The sequence below is a fragment of the Chelativorans alearensis genome, assembly GCF_010993735.1.
Classification (GTDB): domain Bacteria; phylum Pseudomonadota; class Alphaproteobacteria; order Rhizobiales; family Rhizobiaceae; genus Chelativorans; species Chelativorans alearense.
The window spans coordinates 171,595-190,478 of sequence record NZ_WQNI01000009.1 but is presented as its reverse complement, the minus strand read 5'-3'; the positions used below and the strand labels follow the sequence as shown (position 1 = coordinate 190,478).

The following is an 18,884-nucleotide window of genomic DNA, read 5'->3' as shown; positions in this document are numbered from 1 at the left end:
AAATCTTTCTGCAGTGAGTGAAAACAATGGGTTGGTGGGGAAGAAAGAATTCTTGTCGCCACATTTTATCCCCGCGCAGGCGAGGCATCGCCGGCTGAGGTGAAGGGCGCCGGCCGCCTCACCAACGCGCGTCATCCCGGACAGCCTCCGCTTCGCTCCGACTTCCGGGATGACGCGCGCGGGTGGGGGAGATGTCCGGCAGGACAGCCCGCAAACACGCCGGGCGCGGTATTGAAATTTCTTGTGACAGGAGCCATCCGGCGGGATGACGCTTTTATGACATATTTATGACAGTTCATACGACAGCTCATAAACACGAGATTACGAGACGGCCCGTTGACACCTGTGAACGCCCATCTCCGGGGATCCCGTATAGCGACCTTCCATTCGCAGACGCCTGTGAACGTCCAGTTCCGCGGGTCCCATGCAACGAGCTTCCATTCGCCATGGCGATTTTTGGTGAAATGGAAGCAGCTATTCGCGCTTTCCTGCCTCTTTTCCCTGCTTCTTTTCTGCGCAAGCGTTTCACAGGATTTGATCCTGTATTCTGGAACGAGGTTGGATCTCTCCAACAAGATATGGCTGCTCGACGTGGACTCCGAGCAGAGCGCCTTCACGTGGCTTTCGGTGGTGGCGGCATTTTCCGTGGCATGGCTGCTTCTTGTGGCTGGGGGCGATGCAGCGATGCGCGGCAGCCGGTTCAAGTGGCACTGGTACTTCCTCGCCGTTCTTTTCCTGCTGGTATCGTTCGATGAATTCGTAACCGTTCACGAGAAGATTTCCGCCGCCTTGGCGTCGAGGGTCCAAAACACTGGTATCCTGTATTTCGCTTGGGCGGCGCCGGCCGGCGTCATCAGTCTGTTGGGACTTGCCGCCTTCATTCCGTTCATCCGGTCGTTTCCGCCGCGGCTCGAGATACTCCTGGTGCTTTCCGCCGTTCTTTTCCTCAGCGGCGCTGTCGGCTTCGAAATGGTCGGCGGCAGCATTGCGGAGGTAGAAGGCACGGAGTCATTTCGCTATCGAATGCTGACGAACATCGAGGAGGGTCTCGAAATGGCGGGGGTGCTGACCTTCGCTTACGTCTTGCTCTCGTACATGGAAGGCATAGGGGCAACCTCCGCGCCGGATTATGCGCCTAGGCGGCGGGAAAGCCCTTTGCCAACACGGGACCGGTGATCCATGACGCCGCGCTGTGATCGGGATTCTTCGCATCAATCAAGCTCTGTGGCATCGATCCGAAGTCGGCGGTGACGGCGCCGCGTCTTTCTCGAAATATTGGCTCGTGGGAGATCTGCTTCCAATCTTAAGCGACGGCAGGGAACAGATCGCCACGGCAAGACCTTGCCATTAATGGATGCACGTATTATGTGATTACAAAATCAGTGCAGTTCAGGATCTGGCCATGCCCCGGACTACTCGCTACCCCAAGGAAGAGAACTTCAATTTCCGCGTCCCGGCCGATCTGAAGGCTGCCTTCAAGGCTGCTACCGACGCAGCCGATCGCCCGGCCGCGCAGGTGCTCCGCGACTTCATGCGCGCCTATGTCGAGCAAAATCGGCCAGCGGAGCCAGGATATGACGCATGGTTCCGAGACCAGGTGCAAGAGGCGATCGACGATCCGCGGCCGAGCGTTCCCCGCGACATTGTGATGGAGCGAACGCGCGCCATCATTGACGAGATCGCCGCGGCAAAGGCACGCCGTGAGGGTTGAGTGGCGACCGCTCGCAGAGCGCGACCTTGGAGAGATCGTCCGTTTCATCGCCGCTGACAGTCCTCAAGCGGCCTATGATGTCCATGAAGCGATCCGGCAGCAAACGGCGAAACCGGCCGAATATCCAGGGATCGGCCGGCCGGGCCGTGTGAAAGGAACGCGTGAGTTGGTCATTGCCGGGACGCCCTTCGTGGTTCCATATCTGGTTGAGAGCGAGGTAGTGACCATTCTCTGCGTCATGCATGGCGCCCGGAAATGGCCGAAAAAGCTTTAAATCCCGGCCTACCCATGGGTGCTGCCCTCCGCTATGGCTCCGGGCGTTCGTCGCTCAAAAAGCCAAATCGTTGGCTGACCCCTCACCCCGCCACCGGCCCCGGATATTGTTCCATCAGCAGCCTGAGGCTCGCCTCCGCGTCGGCCGGTGGCCCGAAGTGGAAGCTTTGGGCGTATTCGCAGCCGACCTGGCGCAGCGCTTTCAGGTCGCGCTTTTCCGAGACGCCCTCGGCGACGACCGAGAGGCCGAGTTCGTGGGCCATGGTGATCATGGACTTCAAAAGCACGTCGCCCTTCGAGCTCGGGTCGTCGACGAAGCTCTTGTCGATCTTGATCGTGTCGAAGGGGAAGCGGGTGAGATAGGCGAGGGAAGAGTAGCCGGTGCCGAAATCGTCGAGCGACAGGCCGATGCCGAGTTTCTTCAGTTTGCCGAGCACGTGGGCGGACTGCTCGGGATTGTCCATCACCAGCGATTCCGTCAGCTCCAGGCGGAAGCAGCGCGGTTTGATGTTGGATCGGGCGATGATGGAGCGCACGTCGCCGACGAGATCGCGGCGGATGAGCTGGCGGCTCGACAGGTTGACCGACATGAACAGCGGCAGGTCGCCGAGCTGCTTCTGCCAGGCGTAGAGGTCTTCGGCCGCCTGGCTCATGGCGAACAGGCCGAGCGGCACGATGAGCTCGCAGCTTTCAGCGATGGGGATGAAATCGGCAGGCGGGATGGCGCCGCGGCGCGGGTGCTCCCAGCGCAGGAGAGCCTCGAAGCCGGCGATGCTGCTGTCTTCGAGCCGCACGATGGGCTGATAGACGAGGCTCAACTCCTTGCGCTCGACGGCGCGGCGCAGGTCCGATTCCATCTGCAGACGGTCCGTGCCGATGGAGCGGAAGGCGGGGCGGAAGGGTTCGATACGGTCGCCGCCGAAGCGCTTGGCCTGGTACATGGCAAGCTCCGCGTCCTTCAGCATCTCTTCGGCCGCGTTCTGCGCCGAGGTCCAGGAGACGAGGCCGATGGAGGGCGTCAGGACGATCTCGCGCCGGGCGAAGGTGACGGGGGAGCGGATCGCCTGGCGCACCGCGTCGGCGACCGAGGCGATGCGCGCCGGCTCCTGCTCGGACAGGAGCATCATGGCGAACTGGTCCCCTGCGACCCTGGAGAGCGCGTCGCCGGGCTTCAGGAGCCGGTGCAGCCGCCGTGCGATGGTGAGCAGGATCGTGTCGCCGGCGGAGATGCCGAGCTCGTCGTTGACCTGCTTGAAGCGGTCGATGTCGATGACGAAGACGGTGGGGCGGATGTTGTGCTCGCTGCCGGCCATGGCGATGGTCGCGTCCAGCCGGTTGATGAACAGCTCGCGGTTGGGCAGGCCCGTCAGGTTGTCGTGCACGGCGTCGTGCAGGAGCCGCTCTTCCGCTTTCTTCTGCTCCGTCACGTCGACCATGGTGCCGACGCAGCGGATGACCTCGCCGTCCGAGCCGATGACGGGGCGGGCGCGCAGGGTGAACCAGTGGTAGTGCCCGTCGGCGCCGCGCAGGCGGAAGCTCTGGGCGATGCGGCCGCGCCGGTTTTCCAGCACCACGTCCATCGTCGTGCGGAAGGTGTCGCGGTCGTCGGCGTGGAGAAGCGGCAGCCAGCTGCGCGCCGGGCCGTTGAGGCTCGCCTCCGGCAGGCCGAGCTGGCGGCTGATGTCGGGCTTCGTGACCACGCGGTCGCGCAGGACGTCCCAGTCCCAGACGACGTCGCCGGAGCCGGTGATGGCGAGCGCCTGGCGCTCCATGTCGGAGAACAGGCCCTGGAACAGGGCGCCGCCGGCAAAGGCGTGCTGCATCACGGTGAAGCCGATGAGGAGCACGATCAGGATGAGCCCGCCGCCGATCGCCGGCTGCGCGATGTCGTTGTCGAGCCGGCCCGTCACCGCCATCCAGGCGCCGACGAGCCACACCAGCACCATCAGCCAGCTCGGCACCAGCATGATGGCGCGGTCGTAGCCCTGGAGCCCGAGATAAACGATGAGGCCGAGCCCGACGACGGCGGTGGCGGCGAAGGAAATGCGGGCGATGCCGGCGGCCATGGCCGGGTCGATCCACGCGACGCCGGCGATGATGACGAGGCCGAGGATCCAGGCCAGCATGCCGTAGCTGAAGCGCTCGTGCCAGCGGTTCAAGTTGAGATAGGCGAAGAGGAAGACGACGAGGGTGGCGGCAAGCGCGATCTCGCTGCCGGCGCGCCACAGCTGCTCGCTGCCGGGCGAGATATCGACGAGGCGCGTCAGGAAGCCGAAATCGATCGAGATATAGGCCAGGATCGCCCACGCCAGCGCCGCCGTGGCCGGGAACATGGATGTGCCCTTGACGACGAACAGGATGGTGAGGAACAGCGCCAGAAGACCGGCGATGCCGATGACGATGCCGCGGAAGAGGGTGTAGGAGTTGACGGTCTCCTTATAGGCGGCGGGGTCCCACAGATAGACCTGCGGCAGGTTGCGGGAGGACAGCTCCGCGACGAAGGTGACGACGGTGCCGGGGTTGAGCGTGACCAGGAACTCGTCGGCATCGCCGCTCTCCTGCCGGTCGAGCGCGAAGCCCTCGCTGGGCGTGATGGCGGAGATGCGCTGCGAGCCGAGGTCCGGCCAGATGAGGCCCGAATCGACGAGGCGGAAATGCGGCGCCACGATCAGCCGGTCGAGCTGCTCGTCCGTGGTGTTGGCGAGCGCGAAGACGGCCCAGTCGCCGGTCGAGCGCTCGTCCTGCGCCTCCACCTCGATGCGCCGCACGATGCCGTCGGCGCCCGGCGCGGTGGATATCTGGAAGTTCTCGCCCTGGTCGCGGTGGATCTCGACGGCGCGCGACAGGTCGAGCGCGACATCGTCGGGCGAGATCTTGATCGGCTCGACCGCCGAGGCCGGAAGGGCGGCCAAGGCGAGGAGCAGTGCCGCAAGAAGAAGGGCAACAGCATGCTTTGCGGCTGGTAAGGAACGCAACACGTATCAGCCTCGCCTCGATTTGCCCCGATGCTCCCCCGCGATGAGGGCGTAGAGATAATGGTCCTGCCATGTACCGTTGATCCGCAGGTAGGACCTTAAAAGCCCTTCGCGCTGAAATCCGGCTTTTTCAAGTAACCGTATGGAGCGCGTGTTTTTGGGAATACAGGCGGCCTCCAGGCGGTGCAAGCTCAGTGTCTCGAATGCGAAGGGAATTACCAGGTTAAGCGCCTCCAGCATCATGCCGCGGCCGGCGAAGCGCTCGCCCATCCAGTAGCCCACATGCGCGGACTGGGCGACGCCGCGGCGGATGTTGGTAAGAGAGATGCCGCCCGCAAGGCGGCCGCCCGTGCGCTCGAAGAGAAAGAAGGAGATGCCCGTGCCCTGGTCGTATTCGTCGTGATAGCGCCTCAGCCGCTGGCGGAAGGAGCGGCGCGACAACTCGTCCGGCGCCCATTGCGGCTCCCAGGGCTCCAGAAAGGCGCGGCTTGCCTCGCGCAGCGCCGCCCACTCGGCGTAATCCTGCGATAGGGGCATGCGCAGACGCACGTTCCCGCCCTCGAGCGCCGGAACGTCGCGGCGGAAGAAGGGCGTCTGAAACATGTCCGTCGGGCGCTTAGGGTGTGCCGATATTCAGGCCATGGCGGGCTGCAAATGGCGATTTTCTGCGCTTCCGGTGCTCATGTACCCGTACGTACACTGCGCTCCGGTTCTCGAAAATCACCATTTTCGCCTCGCCCTGACCTGAATCTCAACACACCTAGTGGTCTGACCCAAACAGATGGTACCCATCTGTTTGGAAAAGTCAGCCCACAAGCTATTAATCTGGTGGGGCGATTTGTCCTGACAGATGGGTACCATCTGTCAGGATCGCACCACTAGACCGCCAGCTTCCGCAGCATCGGACGCGGCGCGGTGAGCGTATCCTGGATGGATTCGAACGGGGCCAGCGCGCCGACCGGGCCGATGGCGGTGACCGTCGGCTTGGAGGAGAAGAGGCGCGCCGAAAGGTCGGCCAGGCGCTCGACGGTGAGGCCGGCGAGACGGTCCATCAATTCTTCCATGCTGATCGGCCGGCCGTAGAGCAGAAGCTGCCGCGCGATCTGCGAGGCGCGGCTTGCCGGGCTTTCGCGCGACATCATCAGGCCGGCGCGGTACTGCGCCCGCGCCCGGTCGAGCTCGGCCTGGTCGATGCGCTCGCCCGCCTTCTGCAGTTCGCTCAAGATCACCGGGATAAGTTCCTCGATGTCGCTGCGCCCGGTGGCCGCGTGCACGCCGAAGACGCCGGTGTCGGAGAAGCCCCAGTGGAAGGCGTAGACGGAGTAGCACAGCCCGCGCTTCTCCCGCACCTCCTGGAAGAGGCGCGAGGACATGCCGCCGCCGAGGATCATGGAAAGCACCTGCGAGGCGTAGAAGTCGCGCACGTGATAGGCGCGGCCCTCGAAGCCGAGGATGATCTGCGCGTCCATCAATTCGCGATGTTCGCGATAGTCGCCGCCGACATAGTGGGCGTATTGCGGCGCCACGGCGTCGGCCTTCTCGCGGTACGCGCCCAGCCGCTCTTCCACCTGGCGCACGAAGTCGTCATGCTTCACGCCGCCGGCGGCCACCACCACCATGCGATCGGCGCCGTACTGGCGCTCCAGAAAGCCGTGCAGTTGGGGCGAGGTGAAGGATTCCACCGTCTCCGGCGTGCCGAGGATGGAGCGGCCCACCGCCTGGTGACGGAAGGCGGTTTCGGTGAAGCGGTCGAAGACGGCGTCGTCCGGCGTGTCGTGGGCGGCGCCGATCTCCTGCAGGATCACGTGCTGTTCGCGCTCCAGCTCCTCCGGATCGAACTTGGAATCCGTCAGGATGTCGGCCAGGATGTCGATGGCCAGGGGCAGGTCGTCGTTGAGCACGCGGGCGTAGAAGGCGGTGGTCTCGACGCTGGTGGCGGCGTTGATCTCGCCGCCGACATCCTCGATATCCGTGGCGATCTTGAGGGCGCTGCGCTTGCCGGTGCCCTTGAAGGCCATGTGCTCGAGCAGGTGGGCGATGCCGTGCTCGTTTTCGTGTTCGTTGCGCGAGCCGGATTTGACCCATATGCCCAGCGCAACCGATTCAAGATGCGGAAGGGTTTCGGTCGCCACCGTCAAGCCGTTCGACAGACGGCTTACCTCTACGTTCATATGGTACTCACTCCCTAACCTTCCGCCCTTGTTCGGCGGCTTATGTGATCTTCCACCATTTTCAGGTCCGATGGAAGGACCGTGTAGATCTCTTCTTTCTCCATAAGCCCTTTCAGCCATGCGGGCAAAGAGGGAGTGACGCCGCACGCCTTGTTGACGGCATCGGGGAACTTGGCCGGATGGGCGGTGGAAAGAACCACCATCGTCTCGCCGGGGAGGGCATGGGCCCGTGCCACGTTGAGCGCCGTCGCCGTATGCGGATCGGCGAGATACCCGCTCTGGGCAAGCGTGGCGCGGATGGTCTCGGCCGTCTCGTCCATGCTTGCGCGGCCGGCGGCGAATTCGGAGCGGATGCGCGACAATGTGCCCGCGTTGATGAGGAAGCTGCCGGACTGCCGCAGGCTTTCCATGTAGCCCCGCACCTCCGCCGCGTTCCTGCCCGAGGCCTCGAACAGAAGCCGTTCGAAATTGGACGATATCTGGATGTCCATCGACGGCGAGGTCGTCGGGACGACGGAGCGCGTGACATAATCGCCGCCCGCCAATGCGCGCGCCAGTATGTCGTTTTCGTTGGTGGCGATGACGAGCCGGCCGATGGGAAGGCCCATGAGCTTTGCCGCGTAACCGGCGAGGATATCTCCGAAATTCCCCGTCGGCACCGTAAAGGAGACCGGCCGCTCCGGCGCGCCCAGCGATACGGCGGCGGTGAAGTAGTAGACGATCTGGGCCATGATGCGGGCCCAGTTGATGGAATTGACGCCCGACAGCGACACACGGTCGCGGAAGGCGTGGTCGTTGAACATGGCTTTGACGAGGGCCTGGCAGTCGTCGAAATTGCCCTCGACGGCGATCGCCTCGACATTGGCCGCCCCCGAGGTGGTCATCTGCCGCTGCTGCACGGGCGAGACCCGGCCGTGCGGGAACAGGATGAAGACGTCGGCGCGCTGCGCCCCGGCGAAGGCTTCGATCGCCGCCCCGCCGGTGTCGCCCGAGGTGGCACCGGCGATGGTGACGCGCTTGCCGCGTTCCGCCAGCACATGGTCCATCAGCCGCGCCAGAAGCTGCATCGCCACGTCCTTGAAGGCAAGGGTCGGGCCGTGGAAGAGCTCCAGCACGAATTCCGCCGGCCCCGTCTGCACCAGCGGGCAGACCGCCTTGTGGCGGAAGGTGGCGTAGCTCTCCTCGATGATGCGCTTCAGCGCCGCGTCGGCGATTTCCTCGTTGACGAAGGGCTTTATCAGGATGAAGGCGGCTTCGGCGTAAGAGAGGCCGCGCAGCGCGCGGATTTCTTCGTGGGAAAGACGCGGCCACTCGCGCGGCAGGTAGAGGCCGCCGTCGCGGGCGAGGCCCTGAAGCAGCGCGTCGGAGAAGCCCAGCACCGGCGCTTCGCCGCGCGTACTCACGTAATTCATCTGTATTGCTCCGGGTCTACAAGCCGCCACAAAGGTTGGGGAGAAATGCGCCAAACTGCTGGTCGAAATTCTCTCGCGCGGTTGGTATAGAACAGCGACCTAGTCATAGGAAAGTGTGAGTTCATGGGACGACCATTGTTCATAAGACATAGTGCTGCGGCTTTCATCCTCCTCGGTTCGGTTTTTCTGGCAGGCTGCCAGCAAGGGGCGACGCCGAATGCCGGCGGCCTCGGGGCAGGGGGCGCGCAGAACGAGCCGATCCGCGAAAGCGAGCTGAGGGCCTATTGCCCGCCCGCCACCCTGCGCGACGGCACTGCTTACTTCAGGACCTACGAGCGGGGGAGCGAGGGCAACCCCGACAACATCGTCTACCAGGCCTCGATCGCCGACGTGACCCGCGCCTGCAAGCGCGGCGACGGGTCGATGACCATGACGGTGGCCGTTGCCGGCAAGGTGGTGCCGGGGCCGAAGGGCCGGACCGGCACGATCACCATGCCCATCCGCGTGGCCGCCGTGCGCGGGGACGAGGTGCTCTATTCCCAGCTTTTCAGGCACTCCGTCTCGATCGCGGATACGTCGGGCGCCACGCAGTTCCTTTTCACCGATCCCAATGTCGTCATTCCCGGCCAGGTGGACCGCGGGGTGCAGCTCATCGTGGGGTATGACGAGGGGCCGTATGAGTAGGAGGGATTAGGTGGGGCCGGTTCAGGGGTGAAATCCAGGAGCCTTGCTCGGACCCCCACCCCTAACCCCTCCCCTCAAGGGGGAGGGGGACGAAGTCGTGCGCGGCCTGCCTCCCTCCCCCTTGAGGGGAGGGATTGAGGGTGGGGGTCCGGCGAAGCCGGCAAAGATGACCTATATGCGATAGCCCTGTTCTTGAGGGGGCCGGCCCCTCCAATCCTGCGCAGGCTCAAACGTCCGCCGACCACTCCGATAGCGCGGCGATCACGCCGTTCAGGTCGGCCATGCGGTTGATGGTGGTCTCGGCGCCCGCTTCCATCAGCATGTCGGCGTGGTTGGGATGGCTGTGCGAGGCGCCGGTGAAGCCGATGACGCGCATACCGGCCGCCCGCGCGCCGGCGATGCCGTGCACGGAATCCTCGATGACGAAGGTGCGGGAGGGGTCGGCTTCCATCTTTTCAGCAGCAAAGAGGAAGACGTCCGGCGCCGGCTTCGGCCGCTTGCTCGGCGTCTCCAGCGAGGAGAAGATGACGCCGTGGAAGAGGGGGCTGAGCCCGGTCTTCTTGAGCATCGCGGCGATGCGCTCGCCGGTGGAGTTGGAACAGATGCACTTCTTCACGGTGATCGCGGCCACCGCCTGGGCGACGCCGGAAATAGCCTTCACCTCCCTGCGCAGGCGCTCGTCCGTCCGCGCTTCCGCATGGTCGATGAGCGAAGCCTGGAACAGCATCTCCGCCTCCTTTTCGATCGACATCAGGATGTCGCGAAAGGTGAGGCCGGAATAGCGCTGGGCGATTTCCTCGGCGGAGATCTCGTACCCCGCCTCGCGCAGCATCTCCGCCTCGACGCGCGCGGCCACAATCTCCGAATCGACCAAAACGCCGTCGCAATCGAAGATGATGAGGTCCGGGGCAGGCATGGCGTGTATCCGTTGTGGCTGGAAGTTTCTGGGCGGGACGGCAGGCAGATAGACCTTCCGTGCGATGCCTGCAACCGCCGGGAGTGAATGTTGAAAGCCTCCGGTGAGGATGTGATCGTCATCAGGGGCAAGCCGAAGGCTTGTCCGGGATCCATTCTCGCCGTGCTAAAGCTCCGGCGAAGCGGGCCGGAAGGTGGATGAGTCACGGAGTGGGTCCCGGACAGCCTCCGCTTCGCTCCGGCTTCCGGGATGACGCCGGTGGGGATGCCGCGCATCCAAAATGCGGTCACAGCCTTTACGAAAATTTTTACTCTCTTCGGTAACCATAACGGCAGGTTAACAGTCAGCGTTGAGGTGTTGCGTATGTCCGCGGTGCGTCGTCTCGAGGAACTCTCCTCGGCTCCCGTGAAGGCCGAATGGCTGGATACGATCCTGAAGGGCGATTGCGTCGCCGCGCTTGAGAGGCTGCCGGAGAAGTCGGCCGACGTGGTCTTCGCTGACCCGCCCTATAACCTGCAGCTCGAGGGGGCGCTGCACCGGCCCGACCAATCGCTGGTCGACGCGGTCGACGACGCCTGGGATCATTTCGACAGCTTTGCCGCCTACGACGCCTTCACCCGCGCCTGGCTTCTGGCCGCCCGCCGTGTCCTGAAGCCGAACGGCACCATCTGGGTGATCGGCTCCTACCACAACATCTTCCGCGTCGGCGCCATCATGCAAGACCTGGGCTTCTGGTTCCTCAACGATATCGTCTGGCGCAAGACGAACCCGATGCCGAATTTCCGCGGCCGCCGCTTTCAGAACGCGCACGAGACCATGATCTGGGCCTCGCGCGACCGTGACGCCAAGGGCTACACCTTCAACTACGAATCCATGAAGGCGGCCAACGACGACGTGCAGATGCGCTCGGACTGGCTGTTCCCCATCTGCACGGGCAAGGAGCGGCTGAAGAACGCCGAGGGCGCCAAGATGCACCCGACCCAGAAGCCGGAAGCGCTGCTCGCCCGCGTTCTGCTTGCCTCCTCCAAGCCCGGCGACGTGGTGCTCGACCCCTTCTTCGGCTCCGGCACCACGGGCGCGGTGGCCAAGCGCCTCGGCCGCCGCTTCATCGGCATCGAGCGCGATCCGGGCTACATCGAGGCGGCCCGGCAGCGCATCGCCGCGATCGAGTCGCTGGACGAGGAGAGCCTCACCCTCATGGCGGGCAAGCGCGCCGAGCCGCGCGTCGCCTTCGTCAGCCTGATCGAAACGGGGCTGGTGAAGCCAGGCACCCAGCTCTTCGACCACAAGAAGCGCTGGGCGGCGAATGTGCGCGCCGACGGCACCCTGGCCATCGGCCACGAGGCCGGCTCCATCCACCGCCTCGGCGCCCGCGTGCAGGGGCTGGAGGCCTGCAACGGCTGGACCTTCTGGCATTTCGAGGAGGCGGGGGCGCTGAAGCCCATCGACGAACTGCGCCAGGTGGCGCGGCAGAGCCTGCAGGCGGTGGGGGCGTGAGGCTGGTGTTGGCCGGAGACTAATGGGTCGGAGAGGCAGCGCCCATCCTTAAGCCGCCAATCCGAAGCGCTGCAAATCCCCCCGCAGCGCCTCCGCCCCCACGAACTGCACCGCCTGCCAGCCGGCCGCTTTCGCGCCTTCGACGTTCTTCGCGCTGTCGTCGATGAACAGCGTTGCCGCCGGCTCCAGGCCGAAGCTCTCGGCGTGGTGCGCGTAGATCGCCGGGTCCGGCTTCACCAGCCTGATCTCGCCGGAAACCGTCACCCCGCGCGGCCGCTTGAGGAAGGTGTAGCGCTCCTTCGCCTCGGCAAAGGTGTCGGCGGCGAAATTGGTGAGCATGGTGACGTCGTGGCCGCCGTTGATGAGGCTTTCCAGGATCGCCACCGAGCCTTCATAGGCATGCGAGACCATCTCGTGCCAGTGGCGACGGAAGGCGCGGATGTGTGCCTCGCGGTCGGGGTGAAGGGCGATCAGCTCCGCCTCGGCCTCGGCCCAGCCGCGCCCGCGGTCCTGCTCGAGGTTCCAGTCGTTGGTGCAGACGTTGGCGAAGAACCAGCGCCGCTCCTCCTCGTCCGGGATGAGGCGGGAGAAGGGGATTTCCGGGTCGTAGTGGATGAGAACCTTGCCGATATCGAACACGATGTGGCGGATTTCGCTCATTTTGCCGTCGTTCCTCGCTTTGCCTTGGTGGCGCCGGGTATAGCCGCCTCGATTGCTTTTTTCATGACTGTCGGCAAGGCCTCGCCGTGGAGTGCGGCGGGCGCCGACCACCAATGGCCGGCGGGGGCGGCCATCTCGGTAACGGCGGCATGGAACACCGAGAGCCGAAGCGTGAAATGGGTGAAGACGTGGGTCACCACGCCGCTGCCCGACCATTGCGCGGGAAAGGGAGCGGCCGTTGCCTCGTGCGCGCCGTCGAGGCGGGCCGTCCATTGGCTGGTCGGCACTTCGCTCATGCCGCCGAGGAGGCCCTTGTCCGGCCGCCGGCGCAGGAGCACCGCGCCGTCCTCGCGTATGGCGACGAAGGCGGCGCCGCGGCGCACCGGCTTTTCCGCCTTCGGCGCCTTCAGGGGGAGGCGCTCGGCCGTGCCCAACCGGCGCGCGGTGCAGTCTTCGGTGAGGGGGCACAGGATGCAGGAGGGGCGGCGCGGGGTGCAGATGGTGGCGCCGAGGTCCATCATCGCCTGGGCGAAATCGCCGGGGCGGCCGGCGGGCACCATGGCGGCGACGGCCTTCCTGATCTCCGGCTTGGCGGCGGGCAGGGGCGTTTCGATGGCATTAAGGCGGGAGGCCACGCGCTCGACATTGCCGTCGACCACCGCCGCGGGCCGGCCGAAGGCGATTGCCGCGATGGCGGCCGCCGTGTAGTCGCCGATGCCCGGCAGCGCCTTCAGGCCGGCCTCCGTGTCGGGAAAGGCGCCGCCATGCCGCGCCGCCACCTCGTCGGCGCATTTCTTCAGGTTGCGCGCCCGCGAATAGTAGCCGAGCCCGGCCCAGGCCTTCATGACGTCTTCGGTTCCGGCCGCGGCGAGCGCCTCCACCGTCGGCCAGCGCGCCATGAAGGCGTCGAAATAGGGCTTTACCGCGCCCACCGTCGTCTGCTGCAGCATGATCTCCGACAGCCACACGGCGTAGGGGTCCGGCCGCCGGCCTCGCCGGATCGCCTCCGGGGCAAGGCGCCAGGGCAGGCGCCGGTGGTGCCGGTCGTACCAGGCAAGCAGGCGGGCGGCGGGGGAGGTGCCTTGCGTTGCGTTCAAGCGTTCTGCCGTCAGGGGACGTGTCATCGGCGGCCGTTATGCGCTAGGGTGAAGCTTGGAACAAGGGATGAGCACATGGCAGGGAAATGGCAAGGCGGCAATCCCGTCCCGGTGAGCGACCTGGCGACGGCGCTGCTCGACCCGGTGTTGCGGCGGCGCGCCGGGCTTTCCATCGATCTGGTGCAGTCGTGGGCGGAAATCGTCGGGGAGCGGCTGGCCTCCCGCACGCGGCCGGAGAAGATCGCCTGGCCGCGCCGGGCGCATGAGGACGACCCGTTCGAGCCGGCGACGCTGATCATCGCCTGCAGCGGGCCGGCCGCCCTTCACGTGCAGCACGAGACGTCGGAGATCATCGCCCGCGCCAATGCGTTCCTCGGCTTTGGCGCCATCGGCCGCGTCAAGATCGTGCAGAAGCAGGTTTCCTCGCCGCGCAGCGAAAGGAGGCCGGCCCCGCGCCCGCTTTCCGAGCCGGAGCGCCGCAGGCTCGCCAGCCTGACGGACCACATCGAGGACGATGGGCTGCGGGCCAGCCTGGAGCGGCTGGGGGCGAACGTGATGGCGGCGCGCAAGAAGCCGCTCGCGGAAACGTGAGGGGCCTGCGGCAATTAGCGTTTGGCGCTTGGCCGCGGATGCCTTAATTCCACGCCGACTATCGCTATTTTCTCTGCCATCGCTAGGATTTTGAACAAACTCGGGTGATTCGCATGACTGGACCGATCGCGCGCAGGCGCATCCTCATCTCCCTGGCCGCCCTGCCTGCAGCCGCCCTCCTGGCCGGCTGCAGCGACAGCGGCGAGGGTGAGGGCGAGGCGGATGCGCAGGGCACCTCGCCCATGACCACCGGGGCGGTCGACGCACCGCAATCCACGGGCGACGTCGACATGGACAAGCTGCTCGAGCCCGGCGCCCTGCCCGAGAAGGCGGAAGGCGCGGAGGACGCGCCGGTGACCATTGTCGAATACGCCTCGATGACCTGCAGCCACTGCGCCAATTTCCACGTCAACACCTATCCGGCGCTGAAGGAGCAGTACATCGACACCGGGAAGGCGCGCCTCATCATGCGCGAGTTCCCGTTCGACCCGCGCGCCGAGGCCGGCTTCATGCTGGCGCGCTGCGCGGACGACAAGTACTTCGCCATGGTCGACGTCCTGTTCAAGCAGCAGAACAGCTGGGCGCCGGTGCAGGATGCGCAGAGCGCGCTGCTCAACATCGCAAAACTTGCCGGTTTTTCACAGGAGTCCTTCGAGGCTTGCTTGACGGACCAGAAACTTCTGGACGATGTGAGAGCCGTGCGCGCGCGCGGCGCCGAGGAATTCGGCGTCGATGCGACACCCACCTTCTTCATCAACGGGAAGAAGTATTCGGGAGCGATGTCGATTGAGCAGATGGCGGCGATCATCGATCCGCTGCTTTAGGGCGGCAGCCGACCGCGCAGGGCGCACCCGCCCCGCGCGCCGGGGTGCGCGCGCATGAGGTTCTCCAAGCTTCGCCTCCTGGGCTTCAAATCCTTCGTCGAGCCCAGCGAGTTCGTCATCGAGCCCGGCCTGACGGGTGTCGTCGGGCCGAACGGCTGCGGCAAGTCGAACCTCGTCGAGGCGCTGCGCTGGGTGATGGGCGAAAGCTCGTACAAGAACATGCGCGCCTCGGGCATGGACGACGTCATCTTCTCCGGTTCCGCGACAAGGCCGGCGCGCAACACGGCCGAGGTGACGCTGTTTCTGGAAAACGGCGACCGCACCGCGCCCGCGGCCTTCAACGATGCCGACGAACTGCAGGTCTCCCGCCGCATCGAGCGCGAGGCGGGCTCCGTCTACCGCATCAACGGCAAGGAGGCGCGGGCCCGCGACGTGCAGCTTCTCTTCGCCGACCAGTCGACCGGCGCGCGCTCCCCCTCCATGGTGGGGCAGGGGCGCATCGGCGAACTCATCCAGGCCAAGCCCCAGGCCCGCCGGGCGCTGCTGGAAGAGGCGGCCGGTATCTCCGGCCTCCATTCGCGCCGCCACGAGGCGGAGTTGCGCCTGCGCGCCGCCGAGCAGAACCTGGAGCGGCTCGACGACGTGGTGACCGAATTGGAAACCCAGATCGAGAGCCTGAAGCGCCAGGCCCGCCAGGCCGCCCGCTTCAAGAACCTGTCGGCCGAGGTCCGCAAGGCCGAGGCCGTTCTCCTGCATCTGCGCTGGACGCAGGCCAAGGCGCAGGAGGCGGAGGCAAAGTCGGCGCTTTCTGCGGCGATGGGGCTGGTCGCCGAGCGCGCCAACCAGCAGATGGAGGCCGCGAAGGCGCAGGCGATCTCCGCCAAGCGCCTGCCGGAGCTGCGCGAGGCGGAAGCTTCGGCCGCCGCGGCCCTGCAGCGGCTGACCATCGCCCGCACGCAGATCGAGGAAGAGGCCCGCCGCGTGCGCGACCGCGCGGAGGAGCTCCACAAGCGCGTGCGACAGCTCGACGCCGACATTGCGCGCGAGGAGCAGATGGTCCGCGACAATGCGGACATCCTGAAACGGCTGGAGACGGAAGAGACCGGGCTGAAGGACGCCGAGGCCGGCGCCGAAGGACGCGAGACCGAGACGCGGGCGGCCCTCGACAAGGCGAGCGCGGAGCTTGCCGAGCGCGAGGCCGAGTTGACGGCGCTGACGGCGGAGAAGGCCGAGGCGACGGCAACGCGCAGCCAGGCCGAGCGCGCCATGCGCGACAGCGCCGAGCGCCGCGACCGGCTGGCCCGCCAGTTGGAAACCGCCGACCGACAGCTTTCGGAAATCGCCACCGAAATCAGCACCTTGCCGGACCCGGCGCAGAAGCGGCTCGAATTGGAGGATGCGGTCACCGCCCAGGAAGAGGCGGAAAAACACGCGGCCGCGGCGGAAGAAACCGTTGCCGCCGCCCGTGCGGCGGAAAACGCGGCGCGCCAGCCGGTGAGCGAGGCGCGCGCCGAACTGCAGCGCATCGAGACCGAGGCCGCCACGCTCGCCAAGGTGCTGAATGCCGGCGGCAACGATCTCTTCCCTGCCGTGCTCGAGCGGGTGCGGGTGGAGCGCGGCTTCGAGACGGCGCTGGGCGCGGCCCTTGGCGAAGACCTCGACGTGCCGCTGGACAAGGCCGCCCCCGCCCATTGGGGCGACGTCGCGCCGGCGGGCGACGACCCGGCGCTGCCGGCGGGCGTGCGGCCCCTTTCGGAAGTGGTGACCGTGCCGGCGCAGCTTGCCCGGCGGCTTGCGCAGATCGGCATTGTCGAGACGGCCGATGGAGCGCGGCTGCAGGAGCATCTGAAGACCGGCCAGCGGCTGGTGAGCGCGGACGGCGCGCTGTGGCGTTGGGACGGCTACAGGGCCAGCGCCGACGCGCCGACGGCCGCCGCCCAGCGCCTTGCGCAGAAGAACCGCCTGGCCGAGCTCGACAGCGAAGCTGTCTCCGCCAGGAAGACGTTGCGCGCCGCCGAAGAGGCTCTTGCCGGTGCCGAAAATGCCGTCAGGCAGGCGGTCGAGGGCGAGCGGCAGGCGCGCGAGCGCCTGCGCGAGGCGAGCCGCGCCGTCAGCAGCGCCCGCGATGCGCTGGCCGGCGCGGAGAAGGCGTCCGGCGAACTGGCGAGCCGCCGCTCGGCGCTGGAAGATTCGCGCAGCCGGCTGGCCGAGGATCACGAGGAGGTGCTGAAGGCGGTGACCGAGGCGGAAGCCGCCTTTGCCGCCGCCCCCGACATCTCCGAGTTGCAGGGCCGGCTGGAGCGCGTGACGGCCGAGGTTTCAACGGCGCGGGGCAGGGCGGCGGAGGCGCGCGCGGCCCATGAAGGACTGAAGCGCGAGACGGAAGCGCGCCAGCGCCGGCTTGCCGCCATCGGCGAGGAGCGCAAGAGCTGGATCGCGCGCGCGGAAAACGCCGACCGGCAGATCGCCTCGCTGACCGAACGGCGTGTCGAGGCGGCGGGCGAGATGGAGAAGCTGGCCGAGGCGCCGGACGAGATCGAGGCGCGCGGGCGTGAACTCCTGTCGCGCATTTCCGAGGCGGAGGTTCTGCGCAGAAGCGCCGCCGACCGGCTGCAGGAGGCCGAGAACGAACAGGCGGAACTCGACAGGAAGGCGACGGAGGCGATCCAGGCGCTGGCTGCCGCGCGCGAGGGCCGCGCCCGCGCCGAGGAGCGCCAGGCGGCCGCCGAGGAGCGGCGCCAGGACACCGAGGCGCGCATCCAGCAGGCGCTCAACGTGGCGCCGCATCTGGTTGTCAGCCAGACCGGGCTTTCGCCGGACGATCCGCTACCGGACGTGGGCGAGGTGGAGCGGCGCCTCGAACGGCTGAAGATGGAGCGCGAGCGGCTGGGCGCGGTGAACCTGCGCGCCGAGGAAGAAAAGACCGAGCTTGCCGAGCGGCTCGACACGCTGGTTTCCGAGCGCGGGGACGTGATCGAGGCCATCCACAAACTGCGCCACGCCATCCAGAACCTGAACCGCGAGGGCCGCGAGCGGCTGCTCGCCGCCTTCGACGTGGTGAACGGGCATTTCCAGCGTCTCTTCACGCACCTCTTCGGCGGCGGCACGGCCGAATTGCAGCTCATCGAATCCGACGATCCGCTGGAGGCGGGGTTGGAGATCCTCGCCCGCCCGCCCGGCAAGCGGCCGCAGACCATGACGCTTCTGTCCGGCGGCGAGCAGGCGCTGACGGCGACCGCCCTCATCTTCGCCGTGTTCCTGACGAACCCGGCGCCCATCTGCGTGCTCGACGAGGTGGACGCGCCGCTCGACGACCACAATGTCGAGCGCTTCTGCAACCTGATGGACGAGATGGCGGCCTCCACCGACACGCGCTTCGTCATCATCACCCACAACCCCATCACCATGGCGCGCATGAGCCGTCTGTTCGGCGTCACCATGGCCGAGCAGGGGGTGAGCCAGCTCGTTTCGGTCGACCTGCAGACTGCGGAGCAGATGCGTGAGGCGAGTTGAGGGACAAGGCAGGTGTGAGAGGCGGCAGCCTTTCGCAGGAAGTGGCTCCGGAAAGACAGGAGCAACGACATGAAAGACCCGACCGACTCCGTAGCCGTCCTTGCCGGGGCGCTGTCCTCGGCGCTGAAGTCTCTGCACAGGGCGCTCATCCTGGCCGAGGCTGGGGACGAAGAAGCTCTGAAGAACCCCTATACGCTGCTTTTCGCCCTGATCGACGACCCGCGCTTTGCCTGGACGAGCCGGCTGTCACAGCTCATCGTGCGGCTGGACGAGATGCTGCAAGAGGAAGAATTCTCGACCGCCGATGATCTTCTGCCCTTCCGCGACGAGGTTGCCCGCATGCTGGGCGAGGAAGAAGGCGAGAGCGCCGAATTCCGCCTGCGCTACCTGACGGCTCTTCAAAAGGCGCCGGATGTCGCCCTGGCCACCGGAGGGTTGCGCCGGGTGCTGAGTAAGCTTCCGGTGTCGGAGGGTGGATAGGTCCTAGCTCTACAGTTGCTTTTTGTCGGCCTTGGCATAAGCGACCCCCACCCTCAATCCCTCCCCTCAAGGGGGAGGGG

The 18,884-nt window shown here is 66.3% G+C and carries 16 protein-coding genes; 9 read left to right on the top strand and 7 right to left on the bottom strand.

Annotated elements, in window-relative coordinates; genetic code table 11:
• Window positions 1-459 precede the first annotated feature (459 nt).
• The 3 genes from GPJ75_RS15035 (at window position 460) to GPJ75_RS15025 (ending at window position 1,985) form a co-directional block, all read left to right on the top strand.
• Complete coding sequence (locus GPJ75_RS15035) at window positions 460-1,176, top strand: hypothetical protein (RefSeq protein ID WP_163269134.1); 717 nt, start codon at window positions 460-462, stop codon at window positions 1,174-1,176.
• A 226-nt stretch (window positions 1,177-1,402) separates the two neighbouring features.
• Window positions 1,403-1,711 (top strand): antitoxin PaaA2 family protein, encoded by a 309-nt coding sequence (locus GPJ75_RS15030; RefSeq protein ID WP_163269133.1) that lies wholly within the window; start codon window positions 1,403-1,405, stop codon window positions 1,709-1,711.
• Complete coding sequence (locus tag GPJ75_RS15025; RefSeq protein WP_163269132.1) at window positions 1,701-1,985, top strand: type II toxin-antitoxin system RelE/ParE family toxin; 285 nt, start codon at window positions 1,701-1,703, stop codon at window positions 1,983-1,985. Before GPJ75_RS15030 ends, GPJ75_RS15025 begins: the two co-directional genes overlap by 11 nt.
• Before the next feature lie 82 nt (window positions 1,986-2,067).
• Here GPJ75_RS15025 and GPJ75_RS15020 read toward each other — a convergent pair whose 3' ends face one another.
• The 4 genes from GPJ75_RS15020 to thrC all read right to left on the bottom strand — a co-directional run bounded on the left by GPJ75_RS15020 (window position 2,068) and on the right by thrC (window position 8,542).
• Window positions 2,068-4,959 carry an EAL domain-containing protein gene (locus GPJ75_RS15020; RefSeq protein ID WP_163269131.1) on the bottom strand — a complete coding sequence of 964 codons (2,892 nt, stop codon included), beginning with the start codon at window positions 4,957-4,959 and terminating at the stop codon, window positions 2,068-2,070.
• A gap of 6 nt (window positions 4,960-4,965) precedes the next feature.
• Complete coding sequence (locus GPJ75_RS15015; protein ID WP_163269130.1) at window positions 4,966-5,562, bottom strand: GNAT family N-acetyltransferase; 597 nt, start codon at window positions 5,560-5,562, stop codon at window positions 4,966-4,968.
• Between the two features lie 275 nt (window positions 5,563-5,837).
• Window positions 5,838-7,130, bottom strand: a complete 1,293-nt coding sequence (locus GPJ75_RS15010; protein ID WP_163269129.1) for a M16 family metallopeptidase — start codon at window positions 7,128-7,130, stop codon at window positions 5,838-5,840.
• A 14-nt stretch (window positions 7,131-7,144) separates the two neighbouring features.
• Window positions 7,145-8,542 (bottom strand): threonine synthase, encoded by a 1,398-nt coding sequence (thrC, locus tag GPJ75_RS15005; protein WP_163269128.1) that lies wholly within the window; start codon window positions 8,540-8,542, stop codon window positions 7,145-7,147.
• A gap of 123 nt (window positions 8,543-8,665) precedes the next feature.
• Between thrC and GPJ75_RS15000 the strand changes: the two genes are divergently transcribed.
• Window positions 8,666-9,226 (top strand): hypothetical protein, encoded by a 561-nt coding sequence (locus GPJ75_RS15000; RefSeq protein WP_163269127.1) that lies wholly within the window; start codon window positions 8,666-8,668, stop codon window positions 9,224-9,226.
• 226 nt (window positions 9,227-9,452) lie between these two features.
• Here the strand turns inward: GPJ75_RS15000 and GPJ75_RS14995 are convergent, their stop codons facing one another.
• Window positions 9,453-10,142 carry an HAD family hydrolase gene (locus tag GPJ75_RS14995; protein ID WP_163269126.1) on the bottom strand — a complete coding sequence of 230 codons (690 nt, stop codon included), beginning with the start codon at window positions 10,140-10,142 and terminating at the stop codon, window positions 9,453-9,455.
• A 363-nt stretch (window positions 10,143-10,505) separates the two neighbouring features.
• On the opposite strand from GPJ75_RS14995, the gene GPJ75_RS14990 reads away from it, so the two are divergent.
• The gene (locus GPJ75_RS14990) at window positions 10,506-11,639 is read left to right on the top strand and encodes a site-specific DNA-methyltransferase (protein WP_163269125.1); all 1,134 of its coding nucleotides are present in this window, start codon (window positions 10,506-10,508) and stop codon (window positions 11,637-11,639) included.
• A 48-nt stretch (window positions 11,640-11,687) separates the two neighbouring features.
• Here the strand turns inward: GPJ75_RS14990 and GPJ75_RS14985 are convergent, their stop codons facing one another.
• Complete coding sequence (locus GPJ75_RS14985; RefSeq protein ID WP_163269124.1) at window positions 11,688-12,299, bottom strand: HAD family hydrolase; 612 nt, start codon at window positions 12,297-12,299, stop codon at window positions 11,688-11,690.
• On the bottom strand, window positions 12,296-13,423 hold the full coding sequence (gene mutY, locus GPJ75_RS14980; protein ID WP_163269123.1) for an A/G-specific adenine glycosylase: 1,128 nt from the start codon (window positions 13,421-13,423) through the stop codon (window positions 12,296-12,298). The genes GPJ75_RS14985 and mutY overlap by 4 nt, the downstream gene beginning before the upstream one ends.
• Before the next feature lie 48 nt (window positions 13,424-13,471).
• On the opposite strand from mutY, the gene GPJ75_RS14975 reads away from it, so the two are divergent.
• The 4 genes from GPJ75_RS14975 to GPJ75_RS14960 all read left to right on the top strand — a co-directional run bounded on the left by GPJ75_RS14975 (window position 13,472) and on the right by GPJ75_RS14960 (window position 18,804).
• Window positions 13,472-13,987 (top strand): DUF721 domain-containing protein, encoded by a 516-nt coding sequence (locus GPJ75_RS14975; RefSeq protein ID WP_159587413.1) that lies wholly within the window; start codon window positions 13,472-13,474, stop codon window positions 13,985-13,987.
• Window positions 13,988-14,100: 113 nt separating this feature from the next.
• Window positions 14,101-14,811, top strand: a complete 711-nt coding sequence (locus tag GPJ75_RS14970; RefSeq protein WP_163269122.1) for a DsbA family protein — start codon at window positions 14,101-14,103, stop codon at window positions 14,809-14,811.
• A 54-nt stretch (window positions 14,812-14,865) separates the two neighbouring features.
• Window positions 14,866-18,324: a chromosome segregation protein SMC gene (gene smc / locus GPJ75_RS14965; protein ID WP_163269121.1), complete on the top strand. Its 3,459-nt coding sequence runs from the start codon at window positions 14,866-14,868 to the stop codon at window positions 18,322-18,324.
• 69 nt (window positions 18,325-18,393) lie between these two features.
• Entirely contained in the window at window positions 18,394-18,804 is a 411-nt protein-coding gene (locus tag GPJ75_RS14960; RefSeq protein WP_163269120.1) for a hypothetical protein, read from the top strand.
• Window positions 18,805-18,884: the final 80 nt, after the last annotated feature.

Coding starts and splice junctions, on each gene's coding strand:
- GPJ75_RS15030 (WP_163269133.1), top strand. CDS start 1,403: ATGCCCCGGACTACTCGCTACCCCAAGGAAGAGAACTTCAATTTCCGC.
- GPJ75_RS15015 (WP_163269130.1), bottom strand. CDS start 5,562: ATGTTTCAGACGCCCTTCTTCCGCCGCGACGTTCCGGCGCTCGAGGGC.
- GPJ75_RS15010 (WP_163269129.1), bottom strand. CDS start 7,130: ATGAACGTAGAGGTAAGCCGTCTGTCGAACGGCTTGACGGTGGCGACC.
- thrC (WP_163269128.1), bottom strand. CDS start 8,542: ATGAATTACGTGAGTACGCGCGGCGAAGCGCCGGTGCTGGGCTTCTCC.
- GPJ75_RS15000 (WP_163269127.1), top strand. CDS start 8,666: ATGGGACGACCATTGTTCATAAGACATAGTGCTGCGGCTTTCATCCTC.
- GPJ75_RS14995 (WP_163269126.1), bottom strand. CDS start 10,142: ATGCCTGCCCCGGACCTCATCATCTTCGATTGCGACGGCGTTTTGGTC.
- GPJ75_RS14990 (WP_163269125.1), top strand. CDS start 10,506: ATGTCCGCGGTGCGTCGTCTCGAGGAACTCTCCTCGGCTCCCGTGAAG.
- GPJ75_RS14985 (WP_163269124.1), bottom strand. CDS start 12,299: ATGAGCGAAATCCGCCACATCGTGTTCGATATCGGCAAGGTTCTCATC.
- mutY (WP_163269123.1), bottom strand. CDS start 13,423: ATGACACGTCCCCTGACGGCAGAACGCTTGAACGCAACGCAAGGCACC.
- GPJ75_RS14975 (WP_159587413.1), top strand. CDS start 13,472: ATGGCAGGGAAATGGCAAGGCGGCAATCCCGTCCCGGTGAGCGACCTG.
- GPJ75_RS14970 (WP_163269122.1), top strand. CDS start 14,101: ATGACTGGACCGATCGCGCGCAGGCGCATCCTCATCTCCCTGGCCGCC.
- smc (WP_163269121.1), top strand. CDS start 14,866: ATGAGGTTCTCCAAGCTTCGCCTCCTGGGCTTCAAATCCTTCGTCGAG.
- GPJ75_RS14960 (WP_163269120.1), top strand. CDS start 18,394: ATGAAAGACCCGACCGACTCCGTAGCCGTCCTTGCCGGGGCGCTGTCC.